Source organism: Aquimarina ulvae (assembly GCF_053613295.3).
This window is the reverse complement of sequence record NZ_JBSIBP030000006.1, coordinates 32,283-58,022: the sequence shown is the minus strand read 5'-3', so window position 1 is coordinate 58,022 and position 25,740 is coordinate 32,283. Positions and strand designations below refer to the sequence as shown.

Sequence of the window (25,740 nt, the reverse complement as noted above, 5' to 3'; positions counted from 1 at the left end):
GCGTTATGAATTTCTACAAAGTAAAAAAGCGATGTCCAATTAAGTTACTTTTATTCAGTGCAATAATAATTTTTTTATCATCTTGTTTGGGGGAGCCACCAGCAAATATGAACACCCCTTCATCTTACGATGTAACGAAACCTAATAAAGTTTTCTATTGGAAAATGACTACCACTTGGCCACCCAATTTCCCTGTGGTTGGAGAAGTAGCAGAAAAATATGCAGCTTGGGTTGATGAACTCTCCAATGGTCAGATTAAAATTAAAGTATATGGTGGTGGGGAGTTGGTGCCTCCATTAGAAGCATTCGATGCAGTGTCTCAAGGTACTATTGAAATGGGATGTGGTGCGGCATATTATTGGGCAGGAAAAACTCCTGCAGCGCAATTTTTTGCAGCAGTTCCTTTTGGGATGAATAGTCAACAAATAACTTCTTGGTTAGAAGTAGGAGGGGGATATGAACTTTGGAAGAAAACCTATGCAAAATTCAATTTAGTTCCCTTTATGGGTGGTAATACGGGAGTGCAGATGGGAGGATGGTTTAACCGTGAAATTAATTCGGTAGAAGATTTTAAAGGATTAAAAATGCGTTTGCCAGGAATCGGTGGTAGGGTTTTAGAAAAAGCAGGAGGAGCCGCAGTGCTTGTTGCAGGAAGTGAAATTTATACAAGCTTAGAAAGAGGTGTTATTGATGCTACAGAATGGATAGGTCCTTATCACGATTATAAAATGGGATTTCATAAAATTTCAAAGTATTATTATACTCCTGGATGGCACGAAACAGGATCTCAATTAGAGTTTTTTATTAATAAAAAACTTCACGACGGGCTTCCTCCACATCTGCAAGCTGTGTTGCAAGCTGCATCAAAACGTGCACAAGTCTGGGTGCTATCAGAGTTCGATAAACAGAACGGAGTTTATCTAGACAAATTGGTAAATGAGGAACAAGTAGAGATTCGGGAGTTTTCTAAAGAAACGCTAGACGCATTACGAGGTTTTACGGAGGAAGCAATACTAGAAATGATAGGTGATGATCCGTTATCGAAAGAAGTATATGAGAGTTACTCTAATTTTCAGAGAAGAATTTCTAAATGGTCTGAAATTACAGAAAAAGCCTACTATAATAAGATTCAGAAGTAACGTGTTTTTTTTGAAAAACTAGGCAGCGGACGGAGCTAAGCAAAATGTTATTTGTTATTATCACTATTATAGAGATCAATTTTTTACTTCCATTTTCTTTTTCATTCGCATGTTTAAAAATTCAACGAGTAAAGAAAAAGCAATAGCAAAATACAGGTACCCTTTGGGGATAGCTCCAATTTCCTGATTGAAAATAACCGCTTTTGATAAATGAGCCGCTTCTGTGATAAGCATAAAGCCAATTAAAATTAAAAATGATAAAGCCAGTAATTGCATTGATGGATGTTTGTTGATAAAAGTTCTTATTCCATTTGCAAAAATCATCATGATTAATATAGAGATTACCACAGCAATAATCATTAAAACCAGTGCATCCTGTGGTTTATCGCCAATTCCGTTAGTCATTCCAATAGCAGTTAATATCGAGTCTATAGAAAAAATAAAATCTATAATAAGGATTTGAACGATTGCCCTTTTTAAAGAGGTTATTTTTTTATTTTTTAATTCATCTTCCTCTTTTTTAGGAGTATCTACCTTATCGTGAATTTCGGACGTACTTTTATATAGTAAAAAGATACCTCCAAAAAATAAAATTAAACTTTGCCAGCTAATACCAATGTTCAACCAAGAATTATCTATAGTATAAAAAGGTTCTTTTAGTGCTACAAGGTAAGAGACACCAAATAGTAAAATAATTCTTTGTCCCATTGCTAGAATTAACCCCCAATTAGTCGCTTGTCGTTGTTGATGGGCAGGTAGTTTGCTGGCTGCAATTGAAATAAAAACAATGTTATCAATACCTAAGATAATTTCTAAAAAGGTAAGGGTTAATAATGCAACCCAGGCATCTGCATTAGTTAAAATATCTAACATTTTACTTGAAGATTTATACGAAGTAAATCAAAAAAATACAATTCCAATAGTTAGAATTGTATTTTTTTTTTAAATAAATTTCGGAGTGAAATTCCAATTGATCTTTTGTTACATTTTATCAATTTCTTCTTTCAGTTCCTCTTTTGTTTTCCCCGTTTTTTCCTGAAGGTTACCTAGCATCTCATCAAATCTACCTTCAGCGTACGTCGTGTCATCATCGGTGACTTTCCCATATTTCTGTTTGAATTGCCCCTTTACTTGTTTCCATTTGCCCTCTAATTGATCAGTATTCATAGTATATAATTTTAAATTATTAATAATCCACAATTTATTGAAATTGACAGGGAAACATTAACCCGATTAAAAGGTTTTTTAACCTGAATGCTAGTACGGTGTTTTTGATATAATATCCTCCAATAACAAAATATTTTCTTTATGAGGACTAGCAAGGTTGTTATAAAATTTATATCAGTGTATGATTTGAATGTTTTTTTATAACTTGAGAATAATTACGTTGCAAAGAATTTTTCTAATCCATACCTTCGCAGCGAATGTTCGCTAATCATCACTTAAACACGAAAATATCACCATGCAGATCAAAAAAGTTTTAGTTGCCAATCGAGGGGAAATAGCTATCAGAATTTTTAGAGCTTGTACAGAAATTGGCCTACAAACTGTAGGGGTTTATACTTATGAAGATAGGTATTCTTTACATCGCTATAAAGCAGATGAAGCATATCAAATAGGCGCGGATAACGAGCCTTTAAAACCGTATTTGAATATAGATGCAATTATCAAGGTTGCAAAAAGTAATAATGTGGATGCGATACATCCAGGATATGGTTTCCTTTCGGAGAATGCAGATTTTGCCCAGAAATGTGAAGAAAATGATGTTATTTTTATAGGGCCTAAAGTATCGGTGCTCCGCTCGTTAGGTGACAAAATAATGGCAAAAGAAGTCGCTATTAAGAATGATATTCCTATTATTCAAAGTAATAAACAAGACCTTACAGATGTAAAAATTGCAAGTAAAGAAGCGAAACGAATTGGTTTTCCTGTTATGCTAAAAGCAGCTTCTGGAGGAGGAGGCAGAGGAATGCGAGTAATTAGAAGTGTAGAAGAGTTAGAAAAAGCATATCCCGAATCCCAAAGAGAAGCCCTCAATGCATTTGGGGATGATACTGTTTTTTTAGAGAAGTTTGTCGAGAATCCAAAACATATAGAGATTCAAATAGTTGCTGATCATCACGGTAATATGGTGCATCTTTTTGAGCGTGATTGCTCTGTTCAGAGGCGATATCAAAAAGTGATTGAATACGCTCCATCATATGGAGTGCCACAAGAAATTCTCGAAAGTTTATACACCTACGCTTTAACTATTTGCAAAGCAGTGGACTATAATAACATTGGTACGGTAGAATTTTTAGTAGACGATGACGGAAGTATTTATTTTATAGAAGTAAACCCTCGGGTACAGGTAGAACATACAGTTACAGAAATTGTAACAGGAATCGATTTGATCAAAGCGCAAATATTTATCGCTGGTAACTATAAATTATCAGATAAACAAATCAAGATAGAAAGTCAGGAGAGCCTAAAGGTTAATGGATATGCAGTACAATGTAGGATTACAACCGAAGATCCAGAAAATGATTTCAAACCTGATTACGGAACTATAACAACCTACAGAAGTGCATCTGGATTTGGGATTAGACTAGACGCAGGAAGCGTGTATCAAGGGGTTACCATTTCACCATTTTTTGATTCCATGTTAGTAAAGGTTTCTGCTAATAGTAGAACCTTGGACGGGGCTTGCAGAAAAATGCGCAGAGCGCTTTCAGAATTTAGAATTCGAGGTGTAAAAACCAACATGCCTTTTTTGGATAATATTTTGCAGCATGAAACTTTTAGAAAAGGCAAGGTTACCGTTAATTTTATTCGGGATACAAAAGCATTGTTCACCATTAAAGAACCTCGAAACCGTGCAACTAAATTAGCAAACTTTTTAGGAGATATTATTGTAAACGGTAATCCAGATGTAAAAGGTATCGATTCAACGAAGACTTTTGTTGTTCCCAAGGTGCCAGAATTTGATCAAACTAATGGATATAAAAAAGGAACAAAAGATTTATTAACTGAATTAGGTCCCGAAAAATTTTCCTCTTGGTTGAAAAGCGAAAAGAAAGTTCATTTTACGGATACTACTATGCGTGATGCACACCAGAGTTTATTGGCTACCAGAATGCGAACGTATGATATGCTCAAAGTTGCAGAAGGATTTGCAAAAAACCACCCCGAAGTATTTAGTATGGAAGTTTGGGGAGGAGCAACTTTTGATGTGTGTCTTCGATTTTTAAGAGAAAACCCTTGGGAGCGCCTTCGCTCTCTAAGAAAAGCTATGCCCAATTTGTTGTTGCAGATGCTAATTCGAGGGTCAAATGGCGTTGGATATACCGCTTACCCTGACAACTTAATTGGAAAGTTTGTAGAGCAATCTTGGGAAAATGGAGTAGATGTCTTTAGGATCTTCGATTCATTGAACTGGATGAAATCAATTGCTCCTTGTATCGAACACGTTAGGACTCGTACAAATGGTTTGGCTGAAGGTTCCCTGTGTTATACAGGAGATATTTTGGACCCTAAACGAACTAAATATACGTTAGCATATTATGTTCAATTGGCAAAGGACATAGAAAATGCAGGGGCTCATATCTTAGGGATTAAGGATATGGCTGGATTGCTGAAACCCTATGCAGCATACGAGTTGGTATCAGCATTAAAGTCTGAGATTAATATCCCTATTCATTTGCATACGCACGATACTTCTTCTGTACAATCTGCTTCTTATCTAAAGGCAATTGAAGCAGGAGTAGATGTTGTAGATGTTGCGTTAGGAGGGCTTTCTGGATTAACAGCTCAACCTAATTTTAATGCAATTGTAGAAATGTTGAGATTTCACAATCGTGAAAACCCAATAGATATAAAAAAATTGAACGAATATTCTAATTATTGGGAGGTCGTACGCGAATATTACTACGTTTTTGAATCTGGTCTGAAAGCAGGAACAGGAGAAGTTTATCAACATGAAATTCCTGGAGGGCAATACTCTAATCTAAAACCACAAGCGCAAGGATTAGGATTGGCTGATCGTTTTCATGAAATTACTAAGATGTACGGAGAAGTAAATACCCTTTTTGGGGATATTGTAAAAGTAACACCAAGCTCAAAAGTAGTAGGAGATATGGCTCAATATCTTGTTAGCAATAATCTAACCATTGCGGATGTAAAAGAAAGAGGAGAGACAATTTCATTCCCCCAATCTGTAGTTAGTTTGTTTAAAGGAGAGCTTGGACAGCCAGAAGGAGGGTTTCCGAAAGATCTTCAGAAATCAATTTTAAAAGATCAGAAACCATTTACTAATAGACCTAATGCACACTTGGAACCAGTGGATTTTGAGACTGAATTTAAAGACTTCGTAAAGGTATTTAAGAAAGGAATGGGCAGACCATTGGATATCACAGATTTCCTTTCATATAAGTTGTACCCCAAGGTATTTACCGGAGCATACAATCATCATGTTCAATATGGTAATGTAATGAATATTCCGTCTAAAAATTTCTTTTATGGAATGACTCCGGGTGAAGAAATTATCATTGAATTGGACAAAGGAAAGATCTTATTGATAGAATTGATTTCAATAGGAGAGCCTCACGAGAATGGTAAGGTCACTGTATTCTTTAAAGTAAATGGTCAAACTAGAAACGTAGAGATTAAAGATAACTCCATAAAGGTTGATAAAGTTGTACATGCTAAGGTGGATAAGACAGATCCAAAACAGGTGGGAGCTCCGCTACAAGGTTCCTTGTCTTCAATAGTAGTAAAAACAGGTCAGGAAGTAAAGAAAAATGATCCATTATTTGTTATAGAAGCTATGAAAATGGAAACCACTATTACTGCGAACGAAGATGCTACGGTTAAAAAAATTGTGTTGAAATCAGGCAAGATGGTAGAAGCAGATGATTTAATCATCACTTTCAAATAAGATCGGTCTTTATTTCAAAAGGTTTATAAATCTGTTGAGGTAAATCAAGTTTTATTATTTTAGCCAAATGCTATACTTTTTAATGGTAGCCTTATACAAGTATTCTGTATTTATCACACTTTTAAGTATAGAAACGAATACTACTGGTATTTTCTAATTTTATTTTTACCAGTTATTGGTTGTATTACCTATCTCTTGACCCAGGTGTTTATTAAAAAAGACTTAAGTGTCGTTCAAAATGAGATTATTACTGTTGTCAATCCGACCAAAAGCGTAAATGATCTTAAAAAAATAGGTTAATTTTGCTGATACTAATCAGAATCGAGTACATCGTGGAGATGCATTATGTGAAATGAAAGACTACCATGTAGGTATTGATGAATATGAAATAGCTCTGAAAAGTAATTATAAACAGGATGCCGGAGTTATTAAAAAATTACTTCAGGGATATTATAAAACAAATGAATTTGATAAAGTTGTTTTCTGTGCGGAGCAAATAAACTCGAAAGCAGATTTTACAGGTTCCAGAAACCAGTTTCTTTATGGTTTGGCATTAGATAAGCAGGGCAGATCAGAAGAAGCAGAAGAAAACGTAAAGTCTATTGATTAGCGATATGTTAATTATAAAGAACGTTATACCCTAGCTCAATTTCTACTAGAAAAGGGAGAAGAAACAAGACTAAAGAGATTTTAGAAGAGATTATTATAGAATCTCAACATTTTTCTAAACCCAATCGAAATAAATATAGCGGAGTGGTTAATGATGTAAAAACCTAATTACCTCCATCTAGTAAAAAGGTATCGTTACCTCTACAGTTAGAGTGATTATAAGCTAAAAAGATGTAATCTGATCATTATTGGTTTAGGATTTATCTGTAAACCAATGATTATTCCTTTGCATTTCGCAAAAACTTTCTATTTTTACAAAAACCAAAAGTCCCCGATAATCTTGAAAATCAAACCTATTCAAATATCCTTGTTTCTAATACTCATATTGGGTGGATTATTTGGTCTTATGTTTTTGAGTAAAAAAGGAGGAATCCAAAAAGAACAAATAGAAGAAGATGGTTTCTCGTATGAAGAAATCTCTCTTAAATACCCTACTTACAAAACTTTTTTGGCGTTAGAAAAGGATTCAACGCTTACCAAAAAGCAAGATATTCTCAAAGTAACTGAAACAGTCACGCCAATAGCAGATGAAGCAGACCTAGAACCGGATATGTCGTCTGCTGAAGTAGCGAAGAAAGACAGTTTACAACGACCTGATTTTTCTAAAATTGATACCACCAGAATTGAAAGAATAAGATATCCGGCAAGTAATCCAGATTTTGCGAAAGAGCTACAAACTAAATTGTCTTCTAGATCTTGTAGGATATTGCATTATGGTGACTCTCAGATCGAAGGTGATAGGATTACTGGGTACGTAAGAAATAGATTACAAGGGATGTACGGTGGCAGTGGCCCAGGATTTATACCGGTAAAACCTGTTTATAACCAAATTGCAGCTATTGTGAAACCTAGTACGAATTGGCTAAGATATGCAAGGTTTGATCCTACACAAGAAAAGTTTAAACATAGAAAATATGGCGCATATATGTCTGTTTCACGATTTACAGAACATAAAAAAACAGCTCCAGATAGTATGGCTCTGGACACGTTGCCAATAATAAAAGCCTCAGTAACCATAGGTAAGTCTAAGAAAGCATATGCTAAATTCAGGAGATTCACCAATATAGGGTTGCATTATGGTAACAGTAATTTTCCTATTAAAGTTTCTGTATTTAACAACGGAAAGTTAATCCAAGAAGATAGTTTGATTGCTGATGGTAAATACCATAAGTACAGTATTAAAACTAATACAACGCCTAGTAACTTAAAAATTGAATTAGAAGGGAAAATAAGTGCAGATTTTTATGGATTAACCCTTGATGGAGGATCAAGAATACAAATGGACAATGTGGCGATGCGAGGTTCATCGGGAACTATTTTTTCTAGCACAAATGCGTCAATATACGGCCAGATGATAAAGAATTTAAAGCCCAAGGTTATTATTATGCAATATGGTGGAAATACAATGCCATATCTAAAAGATTCTACTAAAGTTGATAACTATGCTAAATCGATTGTTAATCAAATTAATTGGTTAAGACGTAGGACCAAAAATGTAAGCTTTATATTTATAGGCCCTACCGATATGTGCCTTCCTATTAATGGTACGATGGAAACGTACCCTCTGTTGCCGTATCTAAATGAAAAATTGATAGAAACCTGCTCTGAGAACAATGTGGCTTATTGGAGTATGTACGATGCCATGGGAGGAAAAGGATCTATGCCCTTTTGGGTAGAAGAAAAGCTAACAGCCAATGATTATATGCACTTTACCTGGAAAGGAACTAAAATTATTTCAGAATTATTTTTTACCGCCTTATATCTTGATCTAAAAGAAAAAGTTGATGATGAAACATAACGTACTATTTTTTTTCGTGTTCTTGTGGAGTATTTCAGCAATAGCTCAGGATTATGTTTTGGACACAATTCAGAATAAATATCCTTTTGTGAATTGGAAAGCTAATCAGATTAAGTTTGTAGAAAACGCACCTTCTTTTGCTAAACTGTTTCGTAAACTGGATACTATTGCCAAAGGAAAAGAACAGGATGTTCATATTTTTCATATTGGCGGATCTCATATTCAAGCGGATATCTATTCTAATAGATTAAGGACATACCTGCAGCATATGAGCCCGACGTCAAAAGGGCAACGTGGTTTTATTTATCCATATAAAATAGCAAGCACTAATAACCCTAGTAATTATGATGTGGAGTACGATGGCAATTGGACCGGATATCGTTGTTCCATAAAAAAAGACAGTGTAGCTTGGGGATTGGCAGGGGTTACGGCTGTTTTTAGAGATTCTGTCGCAAACATCAAGATAAAGGCAAACTATAGAGGGTATGATACACAGCAATATGATTTTAATAGAATAAGAGTCTTTTATGATAATTGGAGTGACGACTACGAAATCAACTTCAAAGAATCAGGACTAATTGCAGATACTAAAATAAATAAAGAAGCACATTTTATTGAGTTTGTTCTTACTAAAACCTTAGAAGAATTAGAGTTTTGCGTACAAAAAATTAGTGATCAGGAGAATACAGAGTTTCTGATGATGGGTATAGAATTAATGAATGATAAAAGAGGAGTAGAGTATACAACGATAGGGGTCAATGGGGCTAGCTTTAATTATTATAACCGATGTGAGTTTTTCAAGGATCAATTACTATTGTACAAGCCAGATCTATTTATTGTTTCTGTAGGAACTAATGATGGATATCATCCGGATTTTAAACCAGAAGAATACAAAAAGTATTACGAGAACCTTATTCTAACCGTACAGAAAGCAAATCCGAATTGTGCAGTGCTGCTGACGGTGCCTAATGATTCTTATTATAAAAGAAAATACCCAAATCCAAGAACACGAATAATGCAAAAGATTATTTATGAACTGGCAAAAAAATATAAAATGGCTGTTTGGGATTTTTATGAGATTATGGGAGGTTTTAATTCTTCCAGAGATTGGTATGAGCATAAATTGATGCCAAGCGATAGAATACATTTTACACAATTGGGATATAGAATTAAAGCAGATTTACTATTACAAGCATTGACTGATTCATGGGAAAAAGAATTACAGTTGGAGCCAAATTCTGTTTTAAATCAAATAATTAATGAATAGGCTAAAAGATATTTTTTCTTTTTCAGAGGATTTTCCTCTGATATTTACACAGGCAGATTTCTGGATTTTTTTTGCAGCAGTCTACTTTTTGTATGCAATAATATATCGTAAAAAGACAATTCGTAGTGCATATCTTTTTGCCATTAGTTTGTTGTTCTATTATAAAACCAGTGGATTATTTATTGGAATTTTATTATTTAGTACAGTAAACGATTTCTTTTTAGGAAAAGCTATTTATCACAGCAAATCCATTATAGTAAAAAAAATCTTGGTTGCCTTTAGTGTAATTATTAATCTAGGAACGCTCTGTTATTTCAAGTATGCTTACTTCTTTACGGAGTCATATAACAACTTATTTCATACAGACCATCAGGTGATCAACTATCTGGCAGAGTTCGCTAATACCTGGGCAAGTGTAGACTATTTTACCGTAGACACCATCATACTACCTGTAGGGATTTCTTTTTATACCTTCCAGACGATTAGTTATAGTGTAGATATTTATAGAAAACAGATCAAACCATTAAACTCTATAATTGATTTTGGCTTCTTCGTTAGTTTCTTTCCCCAATTGGTTGCGGGTCCGATTGTACGTGCAGCAGATTTTGTACCACAGATCAGAAAAGAGATTCATATAACCAAAGAAGAATTTGGAAATGCAACTTTTATGATTCTGAAGGGCTTGATAAAGAAGATGCTTTTTGCAGATTTCATTGCGATGAATTTTATGGACCGTGTATTTGATGTACCTGAGATGTTTTCTGGATTTACCAATATTATGGCAATGTTTGGGTATTCATTACAGATTTACGGAGATTTTTCGGGATATACAGACATTGCCATTGGATTAGCATTATTGATGGGGTATAAACTCCCTGTTAATTTTAACTCACCCTATAAGGCAATACATTGTGGAGATTTCTGGAAACGTTGGCATATCTCACTTTCTAGTTGGCTGAAAGATTATTTATATATCCCGATAGGTGGAAACCGAAACGGAAGTATTTTTTCGTATGTGTTTATTATTATTTTTACCTTTTTAGGAGCTTTTGCATATGCTGATTTTGGTATTGCAATCATCTCCACTGCAGGAATCGGATTGTTGCTTATCGTTACATTATTTTCCGCTAAACTGGCTTGGCATTTTAATAGAAATGTAAATATTATGATTACCATGCTGGTAGGTGGTTTATGGCACGGAGCATCCTGGAAGTTTGTGATATGGGGTGGTCTGAATGGTTTAGGAGTTGTTGCTTATAAATATTGGCGAAAAATAAGTCCTTATGAAAACTCAAATGCTTGGTTAGTAACGATATGGAAAATAGCATTTACTTTTGTTTTTATAACTTTTACTCGAGTTTATTTTAGAGGAAATAGCATGGATCACATTGACCGTTTCTATCAATCAATAATGACCAATATGGATTGGACCAATGCATTGCTTGTTCTTTGGGAATATAGAGTTGTGTTTATTGTTATGCTCGTTGGATATGTTACACATTGGTTGCCTTACAGAACCAAGGATTGGTTATTAGATCAGTTCATTAGAAGTAATGTGGTGGTTAAAGGATTCATAGCGATGATCGTTGCTATCATCTGTTACCAAACGTATGCTGCCGATTTTCAACCATTTATTTATTTTCAGTTTTAATAAGAGAACTGGTCAAGTGTAACTTTTGATACTGTAAATTGCTATAAATCAATTGCCTTCTAAAGATTAAAAGTCCAACCATTTTTGGTCGGGCTTTCTATAAAATTAAGGGAATTTTATGTTTCTTAACGTGGTGTTTGGTATCAATATCTAAGTACACCGAAAGGATTTAATCCAGAATCAAATTCGGATAGTTGTTCCAATTGGGCGTTTCTGCCTACTTGGTAAAATACAACCTTAGTTGCAGTACTTCCAGAGTGAGATAAGAATAATAAATTTCCTCTACGATTGACCGTCAAATTATGAGGAGTGTTGAATTCTGTATCAATTTCAGAAACTACCCTATTAGAAAACCTGTCGATCACCCCAACCAGATTATCAGCAATAGCTGTTGTAAATACTAATCTTCGGTTATTAATAATTCCGTGAGAAGAAGAAAAAGGTATTTCATCTAATTTTGTTAGATTAAATCTATTGAAAACAGTTATTTTATTTTCATTTTGAGCAGCAACGGATAATGCTATTCCTACTGGTGATAAATGTGCATCTCCGCCTACAACTTCGTGTTTTATGTAATCTAGAGTTCGGGTATTGTACATGACAACATAGCTTATATCATTTCCATCTAGAATAGTGACATACGCAGCAAAACCATCTGGCGAAATAGTAACATCGTGTTGTACCGTATTTTCGGTAAGTTAGGGGATTTCTTGTATAGGTAATGGAATGTTTTTGAGTAAGATATTTGATTGTAAATCAATTATATATGTGGTTTTAGAAACAATGTTGTTTACCCATAACTGATTCACTCGGTCATTTATCCACATATGGAATGCACCTTCTTCTATTTCAATTTCTCCTAAGAAATCAAAAGATTTATCATCATAATAAACTATTTTTTGGTTAATGAAATCCCCTACATAGATGCTGTTGTTTTTCTATGCGCAAGATAAGTAGGTTGTGCTCCTGAATCTGGCAATGTGATTTCATTAATAAAATCAGTAGTTTTAGCATTAAAAATAGTAACGGTTGAAGCACCTCTATAGGCAACAAGAAAAAATTCATCATCATTGAGGTCTGATACTTATTATTCAATTCATTTGCTTCTTGTTGATTAGACCTCGTATCAACTGTTTCATTTTCGCAAGAACTCAGAAGTATCATTATACTAGATACTAATAATAAAAGTGCTTTTTTCATTTGTGTATAAATTTAAGTTGGATTAATTATTCTAAACAGTTTCAAGAGTAAACGTAATTATTTATAAAAATAATCATTGATACTTCTCTGATTTATTAGCTACATTACGAATTAGGTTCAACTATTTTTTATTTTTGGAGAGGACTTTAGTAGCAGTAAATAATTCATTATAAATAGTACCAATAATTTAAAATCAATTTTGTTAGAGCATACACATCCATACGAACCCTTTTTTCCAAAGGGAGCTACAAAACTAATTGTGGGTACTTTACCGCCACCACGTTTTACATCTGGAGAACTAAAAGAGGGAGATGTAGATTTTTGCTATGGAAGTATTAGCGGATTGCTTTGGCCGGTTTTAGATCGTATTTTTCATTTAAATCTCATATTCGAAACTACTCAAGAAGCGATAAACCAGCGAAAAAAATTCTTGACCTCTCGTGGCATTGGAGTCTGTGATATTGTACATAGTTGTCAACGGGAGAAAATTGATGCCTCAGATTTAGGAATGCGAGATATAAAATTAAGAGATGTCGTATCCTATGTAAGCCAATACCCTAAGATCGACACCCTACTTTTTACAGGAGGTAATAGTAAAAATGGTCCCGAATATTTTTTTAGAAAACACCTTAAGGATTATCAAATACAATTACAGCTGATTTCAGATAAAACTCCAAGAATTCATAGTTTTCAACTAGGAAACAGAAGTATCAATACAGTTTCTTTAACCGCTCCATCAGGAGCTGCTAATAGATCTATTGGAAGTATGCAATCCTATAAAGACTTAAAAAATCAAAACCCTAAATTCAACACCATCGATTTTAGAGCAATGCAGTATAAAGAATTCTTTTAGTTAAAGTCTCCCAAATTTCCCGTATAAACCCCTATTTCAAATCACAGTGATAAGGCATAGTTTAGTAGTGGGCTTAACTCATAGCACGCATTATAATTCCTAAGACGGATATTCCGAATTCGATTCAATATAGAACCAAAAAGGCAGGAGAAGACGAAACTTTAAACCCTAATTGGTCATTGTGCTAAGAAGTTGATTGGTACGTTGTTTATAATCACCAAAAATTATCCTGATATCAGTTATTCTTGATTTCTAAGACTGCTTTTATACCTATAATGCCCAATAATTTTATAGTCAAACAAACAATCTGCCAGAACCTGTCCACCACCAATATTATGAACAATTAAATAGCGTTGCTGGTCATCAGATTTTTTATCTACAACCAATCCAATATGAGTAAGCCCTCCACCTAAACTCCAACATACAATGTCTCCTGGGATATAATCTTTTGTTTTGTCAGAAATAGTTTTTACATCACCAAACCTAGAAAAAAATGTCATCAAATTAGGAACTCTTCTATGATCAATATTTTTATCAGGTTTTACTAGTCCCCAGTTCTTTGGATATATATTAAAATTAGCAATCATATCTTCATGAACTTCCTTTTGTAGATCAATCCCTAGTTTTCTATAAGCTCTGATCACTACATCTGTACAGACACCCTTATTGGCAGGTACATCGCCGTTGGGATATGGAATTGAGAAATAGGAAGGGTCATAGACCACATTCTGGGTTGTTAATGTTAACGTAGCATCCGATAACCTATCATAAAAGTCTTTTTGAGAAAAAAGACTAGAAGAAAATATCAGAAATAAAATTAGTAAAAGTGATTTGTTCATTTGGATTTTTTTCAATACGTTAACAAAATTAATTTTTTATTATTAAGAAAAATCTTGCATTATAGTATTTTAATTCTTTTTTTTGATGCTGAATAAAAATAGGCTAATTACTTGAAACTAATTGGACGAATTTATTTTACACCCCCTAATCTCCCATTTTCGAATTGTACCTCTTAAGCGAAGGTAACTAAATAAGGTTACTACGATATTTCGTTATGAGAACTCATCATTTATTTATTTTTTCTTATTGTCTGCTCACTTGTGGCTATTCACAGCAGATAGATACTGATTTTTCTAGAAACGGTTTACTGTTATTTAAAGAGTTAGGGATGGTTTCATCTCACATTATCGACTTTGATGTTATTGAAGAAAACAAGATCAACGTCCTGTATGAGACGGATGCTAAGAAAAATATGGTACGCCTTTTCAAAAATGGTACAAAAGATATTCAGTTTGATATAACTTCCAGTAATTTAGATAATCAAAATACCATACCAATAGCTTTGGGTGCCAAATCAGATGGAAGTGTTTTAGTCTTATCTAATTATTGGAATGGATACAGCTGGATGATTTCTGTAAACGGTTTTTATGGAGATGGGAGTGTTAATGCCAATTTTGGAAGTAGTGGAGTGTATAAAAAGAATATATTGGATAATTTAGATGATAATTATGGGCAATATATTTATGCATCATCAAGGGATGAAATAATTGTGGTAGCTAAAATAAAAGGTGTTAATACTTCAAAAAAAGAAGAAAAAATTGCAATTCTGAAGCTTTCTGATATTGGAGAAACTTTATCATCTAGTCTATATGATGATCATCATTTTACATTGAACTGTTCAGCAATGGAGAATGATTATTTACTGCTTGCGTATTCTGAGTCAGTAAACAATGGACAAGAACAAGAACAAGCAACCTATTTGGCAGGATTCGATAGTGAACAAATGGCATCTAATAACCTTTATTGTCTTACCATAGAAGAGGATTACCAATCTTTTGACCATATCGTTTTGTCAAACTCGAACCTATATACATCCCAGATAGAAAATGAGTCCGAGGGCATATATCGTATTCGTAAGTATGGAGAAAAAGGAAATTTAGACATTTCTTTTTCTGATTCTGGAGAAATGGGATATAGCTCAGATATTTACAATACTGACTTTGTAGTAAATGAAGAAGGAGAAGTATTTGTAATCTCTCAAAGTCTAGACAGTGAGTTGGAAATATTAATCAAAAAACTATCAAGTAACGGTATTGTAGATACAACTTATGGTGTGAATGGTGTTGCATCTGTTTTGTTGAAGTATCCTATTCTAGATCTCCACAAAATACGATTAGATAAAAAAAGCGAACTTTATATTTCTGGCTCTATGAGTATTGAAGGTGATTCATATGGATTTATAACAAAACTTAAACTTAATGTCCAGCAATTAAAAAAAGAAAAACTGGAGAAATTCATTGATAATTTTTTTTCTAAAGAATAACGACTTACTTGGATAGTTCTTCTAGCCTTTCTTTTTCTAACGTACTGAGTTTATCGATACCTTGTTTATTAATTTTATCCAATAACCTGTTTAATTCTTTTTCCTTTTCGATTTTACTTATGTTGTAACGATCATCAACGTCTAACAATCCTTCTGGTTTTTGTGTAATAGTTTTTTTGAATTGAAGAAAATCAGGTTTCAACCATCTGATAAACAAAAAAATGATGATGATCGCAATTAATAACGGAATAGATATAAAACTCATTAATAAACTCAGTTAATCTTAATAATTTGATTGATTTTAGAGAAGTAAATTATAAAAATAGTAAATTTTTCGTAGTAGAATTTATAGATGTTAGCGAATTCCTTTTACAAAATCTTGGATGCGATCCACTCCATTATTAGTTAGGTGTTTGATAAAAGCTGACCCAATAATTGCACCTTTTGCAGTCTTTGTTGCTTGTGTAAAAGTCTCGTTATTACTAATCCCAAACCCTACAATTTGTGAGGCATTCAGATTCATATTTGCAATACGTTCGAAATACGCTTCTTGAGTATTTCCGAACCCAGAAGTTGATCCGGTAACACTGGCAGAACTTACCATATAGATAAACCCATTAGATACACTATCGATGAAACGAATTCGCTCTTCAGAGGTTTGTGGTGTAATCAAAAAAACATTAATTAACCCATACTTTTCAAAAGTTTCTTGATATTGTTCATGATATTCGGCAACTGGAAGATCTGGTATAATCAACCCATCAATACCTATTTTCTTACATTTTGCACAAAAAGCTTCTACACCATACTGCATCATAGGGTTAAAATATCCCATGATGATTAATGGAATATTTACTGTTTTACGAATATCCTCTAATTGTTGGAATAGCAGTTTTGTTGTCATCCCATTTTTTAAAGCTGCCGTAGAACTTTCTTGTATTGTTGGTCCATCGGCTAATGGATCACTAAATGGTAATCCGATTTCGATCATATCCACACCGCTTTTCTCTAGATCCTGAATAATTTGTTTCGTATCGTGTAATGATGGATATCCTGCAGTAAAATAGATGGATAGTAGTTTTTTATTTTCTGCTAATTTTTGATTAATTCGATTCATTGATTAGTATATTTTTTTAGTTCTCTTATCCTTTTTGTCATTCCAGCGTAGGCTGGGATCGATGATTCGTACCAGTTGTTTGCTAAATCATTCCAAGCCAGATTATCTTCTTCGATGAGATCAATTTTCTATTGTCTTTTCCAAGCTTTTAACCTTTTTTCTCTTGTAATAGCATCATTCACATAGGTATGCATCTCAAAATAAACCAGTTTATTTAGATCATATTATCTTAAGAACCCTTCGATCATTTTGTTTGTATGTTCATTAATTCTTTTTTCCAAAATAATAGTCATTTCCATATAAAGAGTTCCGTTCTTTTTATTACTAAGTATATAGAATGAATATTGATGTTCTGGTTTGAGCATTTATTTTCATTCTGGATTTCAGCCTTTGTTGGAATGAAAGGTACTCGGTTTATTATGTATTTAACTTACAATTTAAAATAATCGATGTAAGTGTTAAGGTCTTTGTCTCCACGACCAGAAAGACTTATGACCACAATGTCATCTGGTTTAAATTGTTTATCATTGAAAATAGCCAAGGCGTGTGATGTCTCTATTGCAGGAATAATGCCTTCTAACTGTGATAATTCTAATCCTGCTGTCATTGCATCATCATCGGTCACCGAATAAAATTCACCACGTCCGGTTTTATATAAATGGGAATGCAGTGGTCCCACACCAGGATAATCTAATCCTGCAGAGATTGAATAAGGTTCTGTAATTTGTCCATCGGGTGTTTGCATTAATAACGTTTTGCATCCGTGGATAATACCTTCTTTACCTAATTGTGATGTGGCTGCACTTTCTCCACTATGAACTCCCTTTCCTGCTGCTTCTATAGCAATAAGTCTCACATTGGGTTCATCCAGGAAATGGTAGTATGTTCCTGCAGCATTACTTCCACCACCGATACAGGCAACGACATAATCTGGATTTTCTCTTCCTTCTTTTTCTTTTAATTGCCATTTAATTTCTTCAGAAATAATTGATTGAAATCTGGTTACCATATCAGGATACGGATGAGGTCCGATAGCAGATCCTATGATGTAATGAGTATCAACCGGATTGTTAATCCAATCTCTAATAGCTTCATTGGTTGCGTCTTTTAGTGTTTTGCTTCCAGATTTTGCCGGTCTTACTTCTGCGCCCAGCATTTTCATACGCGCCACATTAGGAGCTTGCCGCTTGATATCAATCTCTCCCATATACACAATGCATTCAATTCCCATTAATGCACAAACGGTGGCAGTAGCTACACCGTGTTGTCCGGCTCCTGTTTCAGCAATGATTCTGTTTTTACCCAATTTCTTGGCTACAAGAATTTGTCCAATGGTATTGTTTACCTTGTGTGCACCTGTGTGATTCAGGTCCTCCCGTTTTAAATATACTTTTGTTTTATGTTTTTCTGATAGACGTTTGGCATAATATAATGGTGACGGTCGCCCAACATAATCCCGTAATAATTGGTTAAACTCTTCTTTAAAAGAAGGTTCATTCATAATATCCAGATAGGTAGATCGTAATTCTTCGACGTTTGGATATAACATCTCCGGGATGTAAGCTCCACCAAAATCACCATAATATCCTTTTTCGTTTACTTGATAACTCATTTTTTTATTTTTTTGGCGTGTCCGCTTAGACGGACCGGGTTATTCGTTTCAATTCCACTCCGCCTCAGGCGGATGCGGGATTTTCACTGCTATCCCTCACGCATATTATTGAATCTTTCTTTAAATTTTTTTAGATCATGTATATTTTTTAACCCTGGTTCAATTTCAAATTTACTATTTACATCAATAGCATATAGAGGTAAATCTGTACCCAGGATTTCTTTTATTTTTTCAGTTTCCTGTAACCCAATACCCCCACTTAAAATAAACGGAGTGGCAGCATGATAATTCTGCAAAACATTCCAGTCAAAAGCATATCCATTACCGCCTTTTGCTTTTCCTTTAGTATCAAATAAAAAATAATCGACAACTCCTTCGTATGGTTTTAGTATGTCAAAATCAAATTGATCTTTGATAGAAAAGACTTTAATAATTTCAATTTGATTATTTTGCTTCATATTAGATCTTTTATCAAGTGCAGGAAGACAACGTGTTTTTAGTTCCTTACAATATGCTGCGGATTCATTTCCGTGTAGTTGAATTGCTCTGAAGTTGTATTTTTTTACTTTTTCCAGAACAAAAGAAATTAATGCATCAACAAAAACCCCGGTTTTTATAATTGAATCTGGTATTTGCGGTATCCAGGTGTCGAAATTACGTGGGGATTTTTCGTAAAAAATGAATCCTAAATAATCGGGTTGCAGTGCAGCAACTGCTTCAATGTTTTCCTGATATTTCATTCCGCAAACTTTGAGTTTCATTTTTATATTTTTTATCATTTAGACCTGTTAGGTTTCAAAATCTAACAGGTCTAAAAACCTCTATTTATTGTTCCTTCAATTTTTTAATAAACGCCACAGCACTACGTCCCGGATTTTCCGTTTTCATAAAATTTTCACCTATTAAAAAACCTTTATAGTCGTATTGTTGTAAATCCTTTATCGCTTCAATACTACTAATGCCGCTTTCTGAAACTTTTACAAAATCATCAGGAATATGCCGACTTAGTGTTTTACTCACATTGGTGCTCACATCAAAAGTCTTTAAATTTCTATTATTAACACCCAGCATGTCTAGTGAAGGCATTACTGATTTTTCTAGTTCTTCTTGATTATGCACTTCTAATAATACATCTAGTGATAATTTTTTTGCAAATTCTGACAATGATTTTATCTCACCTCTAGATAATACAGCTGCTATTAATAAAATTACATCTGCTCCATAGGCTTTAGCTTCTAATAATTGATATTCATCGATAATAAATTCTTTACGAAGCAAAGGCATTTTGGAAGCAGCACGGGCTATTAATAAGTCATCCAGAGAACCACCAAAATATTTTCCATCTGTTAAAACAGACATACCGCACACTCCTGCTTTTTCGTATCCTGTGGCTACATCTTGTACACTAACTTTTTGATTAATAACCGATTTTGACGGAGATCTACGTTTATGTTCTGCAATGATACCGGTATCGCTTTTGCGTAAGGCTTCTGCCAAAGAGTTTCCTTTTCGATCAAATAAAACGGAGTTTTCTAATTGATGAATTGGTATTAAACTTTTTCTTAGGGCAACTTCTTTATATTTATCGGCTACTATTGTATCTAGTATGTTCATGTTAAGTTTATGGTTGATAGTTGGTTGTTGATGGTTTTTTGAATTTCTAATGTTTTATAATAGTTCATAAAACCATTAAATAATTTTTTGAAACCAATGATCTGATCTAATAATTCTTGATGTTCTTCTGATTGGTTATAATTTTGGTCTAATGCCAGATATAATTGAGTTCCTAATTCATATAATGATCTTCTGTAAATATGAAAAAAATGAATACTATCTTTCGGGCTTCTTCTCCCACAACTCTCTGCAATATTGGAGGGTATAAAGATCGAACATCTTCTTGTCTGATTTATCAACCCATAAAGTTCATCTTTTGGGAATCGTTTTGTTACATCATAACTACGATTGACTAATAATCTTGTTTCCTTAGAAATTTCTAATGCTGTATATTCCATACTATAAACAATGCACTAATACCTATCAATTAATTCTTACTCAGCTCCTGTACTTTTTTCAAGGCTTTTAATCCTTTACCTGAAAGCAATGATTCTTTTGCCTTTTCAAATCCTTTTTTTGGAATTAACCCTTCAACCGTAGCGATTGCCATTCCTGCATTAGCACACACAACATTATTTTGTGCTTCCGTACCGTTTCCGTTAAGAATGTTCATAAAAATAGTAGCAGATTCTTCGATAGAATCTCCACCAACTATTTCTTCCATTCTTAACGCTTGTACGCCAAAATCATCTGGCGTCAGCATTCCTTCCGTTTTGTTTGATATGGTTTTAGTATTTCCTGTAAGTGAAATCTCATCATATCCATCCAATGCATGAATAATGGTAAAGTTTTTATCTGTGTTTTGGTACAAATACCCGTACATTCTGGCGAGTTCTAGATTAAAAACACCTACGATTTGATTTTTCGGAAAAGCTGGGTTTACCATGGGTCCCAACATATTAAAGAATGTTTTTACTGCTAGTTCTCTTCGTATCGGAGCAACATTTTTCATAGCTGGATGAAATAGGGGAGCGTGTAATACACATATTCCAGCTTCATCAATACTTCGTTTGAGAAAATCTTTATCATTACTAAATTTTATACCTAAATGTTCCATAACATTAGAACTACCACATTTAGAAGAAACGCCATAATTACCGTGCTTGGTAACTTTGATTCCTGCTCCTGCGGATACAAATGATGAAAGTGTAGAAATATTAAAGGTGTCTTTTCCGTCTCCGCCGGTGCCACAAAGATCAATTGGGTTGTATTCGCTAAGATCTATGGCTACGCAAAGTTCTAGTAAAGCATCTCTAAACCCTTCTAACTCTTCTATGGTGATACTACGCATCATATAAACTGTTAGAAAAGAGGCTATCTGACTTTGGTTATACGCTCCTTTTGAAATATTTACCAAGACTTTTTTAGCCTCCTTTTTTGAAATAGTCTCGTGATTGATTAATCGATTGAGTAGATCTTTCATATCTTCTTTTTATCTTTAATTGCCAGCAGTTTGATAAGACTTATTCTGTGTCTTCTTTTGTATACCTTATGCTGTAAACTTTTTACCTGTTAGTAGAGAATACTAATTATTAATCCAGTTTTCTAACATTTTTTTTCCATCTGGAGTGAGTACAGATTCGGGGTGAAACTGTACACCTCTAATATCCAGTTTTCTATGCCTTAGGGACATAATCTGTCCATTTTTATCAAATGACGTTACCTCTAAACAGGAAGGTAAATCAGCCTCTGCAACTACCCAGGAATGATATCTGCCTACATTAAAAGTGTTCTTTAATCCTTTAAAAAGAAGCTCATCTGACACAGTGGTTTTTACTTCGGTTGCAACACCGTGATATACTTCTTTCAGATTAATAAGGCTTCCTCCAAAAACTTCTCCGATTGCCTGTTGACCCAAACAAACCCCAAAAATACTTTTGGTGTCCGCATAAGTATTGATGATGTCTTTTAGCAATCCGGCTTCATCCGGAATTCCAGGTCCGGGTGAAAGTAATATTTTATGAAAAGGTGCAACATCTTCTAAATCTAATTGATCATTACGTTTTACGACAACCTCACAGCCCAAATCTTCCAGATAATGAACCAGATTGTATACAAATGAATCGTAGTTGTCTATTACTAATACTTTTTTCATCTCATTTTAATAGGAGTTTATGAGCTCCTTATATTTCTTCAGCTAGTTGTAAAGCTTTGGTTAATGCTCCTAGTTTATTGTATACTTCTTGCAATTCATTTTCTTTATTTGATTCATTTACTAATCCAGCTCCAGCTTGCCAATGGAGTTGATGGTTTTTGCTTAAAAATGTTCGTATCATAATTGCATGATTAAAGTTGCCAGAGAAATCCATAAAACCTATGGCGCCACCATAAAAATCTCGATTTACTGTTTCGTATTTTTCTATAAGTTGCATCGCCTTATGTTTAGGAGCACCACTTAACGTTCCTGCAGGAAACGTGTCTGCAACTATTTGCATTGTTTTGGTATTCTTATGTTTTTTACCGGTAACCTTACTAACCAGATGGATCACGTGCGAATAAAACTGAACTTCTCTATACGTATCTACCGTAACTTCACTTCCATTACGACTTAAATCGTTGCGAGCCAAATCTACCAGCATTACGTGTTCTGCATTTTCTTTTTCATCTACAGATAATTTTTTAGCCAGTTCGGCATCTTGCTCATCATTTCCGGTACGTTTAAAAGTACCTGCAATAGGGTGGATCTCAGCGATATCATCTTTAACCACCAATTGAGCTTCTGGAGAACTACCAAATATTTTAAAATCACCATAATCAAAATAGAATAGGTAAGGAGATGGGTTAATACTGCGTAAGGCGCGATAAACATTAAATTCATCACCTTTAAATTTTTGTGAAAAACGTTTTGATAAAACCAGTTGAAAAACATCTCCGCGTTGGCAATGTTTTTTAGCTAAGACAACCTGTTCTTTATATTGTTCGTCATCCAAGTTAGAGGTGGTTTCGTCTACAGTAGTAAAGGTGTAGGATGCAAAGTTTTTAACTTTTAATAATGATTCTATTTCCTCGATATTACTGTCAGATTCATAACAATGTGCAAAAATACAAGCCTCGTTTGTGAAGTTACTAATAGCAATAATATTTTGATAAACAGTGTATTGCATATCTGGAATATCTAGACCTCCCTCTTTTTTGGAAATTGAAATATTTTCGAAATACCGAACTGCATCGTAAGAAATATATCCAAATAATCCGTTGTTTATAAACTTGAAGTCGCTTTTAGAAGTTATGAATTTTTGCCCAAATTGTTCTATGATCAGTGGGATATTAGTGTTCTTTGTAATCGGGGTTTCTTTGCGGGTTTTATCGGGAAATGATTCATAAATCGTTTCATTTTCAATCTTGATATTTGCGATAGGATTACAGCAGATATAAGAAAAGCTATTTTCACTACCTCGATAGTCATTATTTTCTAAAAGCAAACTATTAGGAAATCTATCCCTGATTTTTAGATAAACACTCACCGGAGTGATTGTATCGGCAAGAATCTGTTTGAAATGTGTGGTTAATGTATAACTCATGTTATATTTTGATATTTATAATTTATAAAACCCCTATTACGAATTAAACAAAAAAAAGGCTTGTCGTGATTTGACAAGCCTTAAATATGTTTATTTAACTATATGACAGGATCTATCTCACGACGTTTTCGTTATAAGATGACCACCACCAGGTATTTGTTAAGATTAGATTCATTTTTAATTTATTGATTCAAAGATATAAATTTATTACTATTCAAAAAATAAAAAAACTACATTTTTAAATTTACTGCTAATTCAAATTCATCATAAATTGCTTTGTCTCCTAAATTATCAAAGAAACTTCCGGATCCGTATTTGATATCGTATTTAGTTCTATCTATCATTAGGGTTGTAGAAGCAGTAGATCCATTAACTGCAAGATCAAAAGTGATCGGATTGGTTTTTCCTTTAATCGTAAGATCTCCTATCACTTTATAACCACCTTCCATTTCTGAAGCTTTTGAAATTACAAGTGTTGCCTTTTCGTGATTTTTTACTCCAAAGAAATCATCAGAATTCAGATGTCCTTCTAACTTTTCTTTACCCTTACCAGCTTCCAGATCAGTAACTGCCAAAGATGTCATGTCTACAACAAACTCTCCTCCTTTTAATGTTCCTGAATCAAAAGTTAGAAAACCACTAGCAAAATCCAGTGTTCCAGTATGCGAACCTGTTACTTTTTTACCAGTCCAATTGATAGTGCTTTGATCCGTTTTGATTTCTTTTTTTTGAGCGTAAATTGAAGCCGTTGCAAGTAAGGTTACAGCTAGGATAAATGATTTCATTTTAGTTTTCATGATTTTTAAAATTTAAATTATAAATGTGATTATTTAATTAACTTCTAAGTTTATTCAATAAATTGTTTAATGTGATTAATTCTTCTTCAGAAAGCGAGGATGTAATTCTTTTTTCGAAATTATTCATCACCGGACTTACCTGTTCCAGAAATTTACTTCCTTGTTGGGTAATACTGATCTCAACTTTCCTTCTATTAGCTTGGCAAAGTACCCGTTTTACCAAATCTTTTTTTATAAGTTTATCCACCAGTCTAGTAGTATTGCTCATCTTACTAACCATTCTTTCTTGTATGGTAGATAAGTTCGCTGGTTTACCTTTTCGACCTTTTAAAATTCTAAGCACATTAAATTGCTGAATAGATATATCATAAACTTTCAACTCAGAACTTATTTGTTCACTAATAGAATTTTCGGTGTATAAAAGATTTATAATTGCTTTTCTAGAAAGTGGTAGCTCTGCTTTGGTCTTTATAATATCTTCAATATTCATTTGTATATACAATATTTGTATATACAAATATAGGAGAATTTAATACTTTCATTATGACAGAGAGATACTAATTCTTTGTTAAAGTTCTAATGATGACTATTCTTTATAGTATCATTGTCTGTTTAACAAGGGTTAAAATCCTAAAATTATCTTTATGAATTATTTAAACCCTGTTAATTTCCTTTTGGGTAATAAAGCGTTTTAATATTTTAGTATGATGCAAAAAATAATCTTGTCTATAGGATTGACCATTTTACTGGTGAACTGTAAAGGAGAACAGAAAGTAGCAATAGAAGCTTCTAGTGTTTTTTCTCATAAAGGTGTAGAGATACCTGTATATGATTTTGAGAACTTTGAGTATTTGCTGAAGATTAATGATGGTAAAACTCGAATTGTTAATTTTTGGGCTACGTGGTGTAAACCTTGTGTGGCAGAATTACCATATTTCGAATTAATAAATAGTAGGTATCCTGATAATGAAGTTGAAGTAATTTTGGTGAGTCTAGACCTTCCTAATCAGGTAGAATCTAAATTGATCCCTTTTCTTAGGAAACAAAGGATACAAAGTAACGTAGTCTTATTGGATGATCCGGATGCTAATAGCTGGATTCCAAAAGTAAATAAGACCTGGTCAGGATCTATTCCTGCCACGATCATATATAAGGATAATGCTTCAAATTTTTATGAACGCTCCTTTACGTATGATGAGTTAGAAAGAGAATTGAAAAAAATGTTATAGTAACATACGGCTTTTATCTCATTGATGAAAGTTTT

General features: G+C 33.7%; 26 protein-coding genes. 9 read left to right on the top strand and 17 right to left on the bottom strand.

Annotated features, from left to right (window positions below; translation table 11 throughout):
* Nucleotides 1-5: 5 nt before the first annotated feature.
* Entirely contained in the window at nt 6-1,139 is a 1,134-nt protein-coding gene (locus tag ACWGOQ_RS14035; protein WP_452058996.1) for a TRAP transporter substrate-binding protein, read from the top strand.
* 75 nt (nt 1,140-1,214) lie between these two features.
* Here ACWGOQ_RS14035 and ACWGOQ_RS14030 read toward each other — a convergent pair whose 3' ends face one another.
* Nucleotides 1,215-2,012: a TerC family protein gene (locus ACWGOQ_RS14030; RefSeq protein WP_452058997.1), complete on the bottom strand. Its 798-nt coding sequence runs from the start codon at nt 2,010-2,012 to the stop codon at nt 1,215-1,217.
* A 108-nt stretch (nt 2,013-2,120) separates the two neighbouring features.
* Complete coding sequence (locus tag ACWGOQ_RS14025) at nt 2,121-2,306, bottom strand: CsbD family protein (protein WP_452058998.1); 186 nt, start codon at nt 2,304-2,306, stop codon at nt 2,121-2,123.
* A 295-nt stretch (nt 2,307-2,601) separates the two neighbouring features.
* Here ACWGOQ_RS14025 and ACWGOQ_RS14020 point away from each other — a divergent pair, with 295 nt between their 5' ends.
* The 5 genes from ACWGOQ_RS14020 (at nt 2,602) to ACWGOQ_RS14000 (ending at nt 11,439) form a co-directional block, all read left to right on the top strand.
* Entirely contained in the window at nt 2,602-6,054 is a 3,453-nt protein-coding gene (locus ACWGOQ_RS14020; protein ID WP_452058999.1) for a pyruvate carboxylase, read from the top strand.
* Nucleotides 6,055-6,406: 352 nt separating this feature from the next.
* Nucleotides 6,407-6,664, top strand: a complete 258-nt coding sequence (locus ACWGOQ_RS14015) for a hypothetical protein (protein ID WP_452059000.1) — start codon at nt 6,407-6,409, stop codon at nt 6,662-6,664.
* A 339-nt stretch (nt 6,665-7,003) separates the two neighbouring features.
* Nucleotides 7,004-8,521: an SGNH/GDSL hydrolase family protein gene (locus ACWGOQ_RS14010; RefSeq protein WP_452059001.1), complete on the top strand. Its 1,518-nt coding sequence runs from the start codon at nt 7,004-7,006 to the stop codon at nt 8,519-8,521.
* The gene (locus ACWGOQ_RS14005; protein WP_452059002.1) at nt 8,508-9,788 is read left to right on the top strand and encodes a GDSL-type esterase/lipase family protein; all 1,281 of its coding nucleotides are present in this window, start codon (nt 8,508-8,510) and stop codon (nt 9,786-9,788) included. Before ACWGOQ_RS14010 ends, ACWGOQ_RS14005 begins: the two co-directional genes overlap by 14 nt.
* Entirely contained in the window at nt 9,781-11,439 is a 1,659-nt protein-coding gene (locus tag ACWGOQ_RS14000; RefSeq protein ID WP_452059003.1) for an MBOAT family O-acyltransferase, read from the top strand. The genes ACWGOQ_RS14005 and ACWGOQ_RS14000 overlap by 8 nt, the downstream gene beginning before the upstream one ends.
* 143 nt (nt 11,440-11,582) lie before the next feature.
* Here the strand turns inward: ACWGOQ_RS14000 and ACWGOQ_RS13995 are convergent, their stop codons facing one another.
* Nucleotides 11,583-12,038 carry a YncE family protein gene (locus ACWGOQ_RS13995; protein ID WP_452059004.1) on the bottom strand — a complete coding sequence of 152 codons (456 nt, stop codon included), beginning with the start codon at nt 12,036-12,038 and terminating at the stop codon, nt 11,583-11,585.
* A 304-nt stretch (nt 12,039-12,342) separates the two neighbouring features.
* Nucleotides 12,343-12,639: a hypothetical protein gene (locus ACWGOQ_RS13990; protein WP_452059005.1), complete on the bottom strand. Its 297-nt coding sequence runs from the start codon at nt 12,637-12,639 to the stop codon at nt 12,343-12,345.
* Between the two features lie 199 nt (nt 12,640-12,838).
* Between ACWGOQ_RS13990 and ACWGOQ_RS13985 the strand changes: the two genes are divergently transcribed.
* A complete protein-coding gene (locus tag ACWGOQ_RS13985) occupies nt 12,839-13,492 on the top strand; it encodes a uracil-DNA glycosylase family protein (protein ID WP_452059006.1) in 654 nt (217 codons plus the stop codon).
* Nucleotides 13,493-13,731: 239 nt separating this feature from the next.
* Here ACWGOQ_RS13985 and ACWGOQ_RS13980 read toward each other — a convergent pair whose 3' ends face one another.
* A complete protein-coding gene (locus ACWGOQ_RS13980; protein WP_452059007.1) occupies nt 13,732-14,331 on the bottom strand; it encodes a DUF1287 domain-containing protein in 600 nt (199 codons plus the stop codon).
* Nucleotides 14,332-14,546: 215 nt separating this feature from the next.
* On the opposite strand from ACWGOQ_RS13980, the gene ACWGOQ_RS13975 reads away from it, so the two are divergent.
* Nucleotides 14,547-15,815 (top strand): hypothetical protein, encoded by a 1,269-nt coding sequence (locus tag ACWGOQ_RS13975; RefSeq protein WP_452059008.1) that lies wholly within the window; start codon nt 14,547-14,549, stop codon nt 15,813-15,815.
* A gap of 4 nt (nt 15,816-15,819) precedes the next feature.
* Here the strand turns inward: ACWGOQ_RS13975 and ACWGOQ_RS13970 are convergent, their stop codons facing one another.
* From ACWGOQ_RS13970 to ACWGOQ_RS13915, 12 genes are all read right to left on the bottom strand, one after another.
* Nucleotides 15,820-16,080, bottom strand: coding sequence for a DUF6576 domain-containing protein (locus ACWGOQ_RS13970; protein ID WP_452059009.1), 261 nt, complete (start codon nt 16,078-16,080; stop codon nt 15,820-15,822).
* A gap of 90 nt (nt 16,081-16,170) precedes the next feature.
* Nucleotides 16,171-16,932: a tryptophan synthase subunit alpha gene (gene trpA / locus ACWGOQ_RS13965; RefSeq protein WP_452059010.1), complete on the bottom strand. Its 762-nt coding sequence runs from the start codon at nt 16,930-16,932 to the stop codon at nt 16,171-16,173.
* A 224-nt stretch (nt 16,933-17,156) separates the two neighbouring features.
* Nucleotides 17,157-17,297, bottom strand: coding sequence for a GIY-YIG nuclease family protein (locus ACWGOQ_RS13960; protein WP_452059011.1), 141 nt, complete (start codon nt 17,295-17,297; stop codon nt 17,157-17,159).
* Between the two features lie 65 nt (nt 17,298-17,362).
* On the bottom strand, nt 17,363-18,544 hold the full coding sequence (gene trpB, locus ACWGOQ_RS13955) for a tryptophan synthase subunit beta (protein ID WP_452059012.1): 1,182 nt from the start codon (nt 18,542-18,544) through the stop codon (nt 17,363-17,365).
* Nucleotides 18,545-18,633: 89 nt separating this feature from the next.
* Nucleotides 18,634-19,305, bottom strand: a complete 672-nt coding sequence (locus tag ACWGOQ_RS13950; RefSeq protein ID WP_452059013.1) for a phosphoribosylanthranilate isomerase — start codon at nt 19,303-19,305, stop codon at nt 18,634-18,636.
* A gap of 64 nt (nt 19,306-19,369) precedes the next feature.
* Complete coding sequence (gene trpC / locus ACWGOQ_RS13945; protein ID WP_452059014.1) at nt 19,370-20,158, bottom strand: indole-3-glycerol phosphate synthase TrpC; 789 nt, start codon at nt 20,156-20,158, stop codon at nt 19,370-19,372.
* Entirely contained in the window at nt 20,155-20,556 is a 402-nt protein-coding gene (locus ACWGOQ_RS13940; protein ID WP_452059015.1) for a four helix bundle protein, read from the bottom strand. Before ACWGOQ_RS13940 ends, trpC begins: the two co-directional genes overlap by 4 nt.
* A gap of 29 nt (nt 20,557-20,585) precedes the next feature.
* The gene (gene trpD, locus ACWGOQ_RS13935) at nt 20,586-21,581 is read right to left on the bottom strand and encodes an anthranilate phosphoribosyltransferase (RefSeq protein WP_452059016.1); all 996 of its coding nucleotides are present in this window, start codon (nt 21,579-21,581) and stop codon (nt 20,586-20,588) included.
* A 102-nt stretch (nt 21,582-21,683) separates the two neighbouring features.
* Nucleotides 21,684-22,253, bottom strand: a complete 570-nt coding sequence (locus tag ACWGOQ_RS13930; protein WP_452059017.1) for an anthranilate synthase component II — start codon at nt 22,251-22,253, stop codon at nt 21,684-21,686.
* Between the two features lie 28 nt (nt 22,254-22,281).
* Nucleotides 22,282-23,679, bottom strand: coding sequence for an anthranilate synthase component I family protein (locus ACWGOQ_RS13925; RefSeq protein WP_452059018.1), 1,398 nt, complete (start codon nt 23,677-23,679; stop codon nt 22,282-22,284).
* A gap of 230 nt (nt 23,680-23,909) precedes the next feature.
* A complete protein-coding gene (locus ACWGOQ_RS13920) occupies nt 23,910-24,476 on the bottom strand; it encodes a YceI family protein (RefSeq protein ID WP_452059019.1) in 567 nt (188 codons plus the stop codon).
* A gap of 37 nt (nt 24,477-24,513) precedes the next feature.
* Entirely contained in the window at nt 24,514-24,966 is a 453-nt protein-coding gene (locus ACWGOQ_RS13915; protein WP_452059020.1) for a MarR family winged helix-turn-helix transcriptional regulator, read from the bottom strand.
* A 214-nt stretch (nt 24,967-25,180) separates the two neighbouring features.
* Between ACWGOQ_RS13915 and ACWGOQ_RS13910 the strand changes: the two genes are divergently transcribed.
* Nucleotides 25,181-25,705 carry a TlpA family protein disulfide reductase gene (locus ACWGOQ_RS13910; RefSeq protein WP_452059021.1) on the top strand — a complete coding sequence of 175 codons (525 nt, stop codon included), beginning with the start codon at nt 25,181-25,183 and terminating at the stop codon, nt 25,703-25,705.
* The last annotated feature ends 35 nt before the right edge of the window (nt 25,706-25,740 follow it).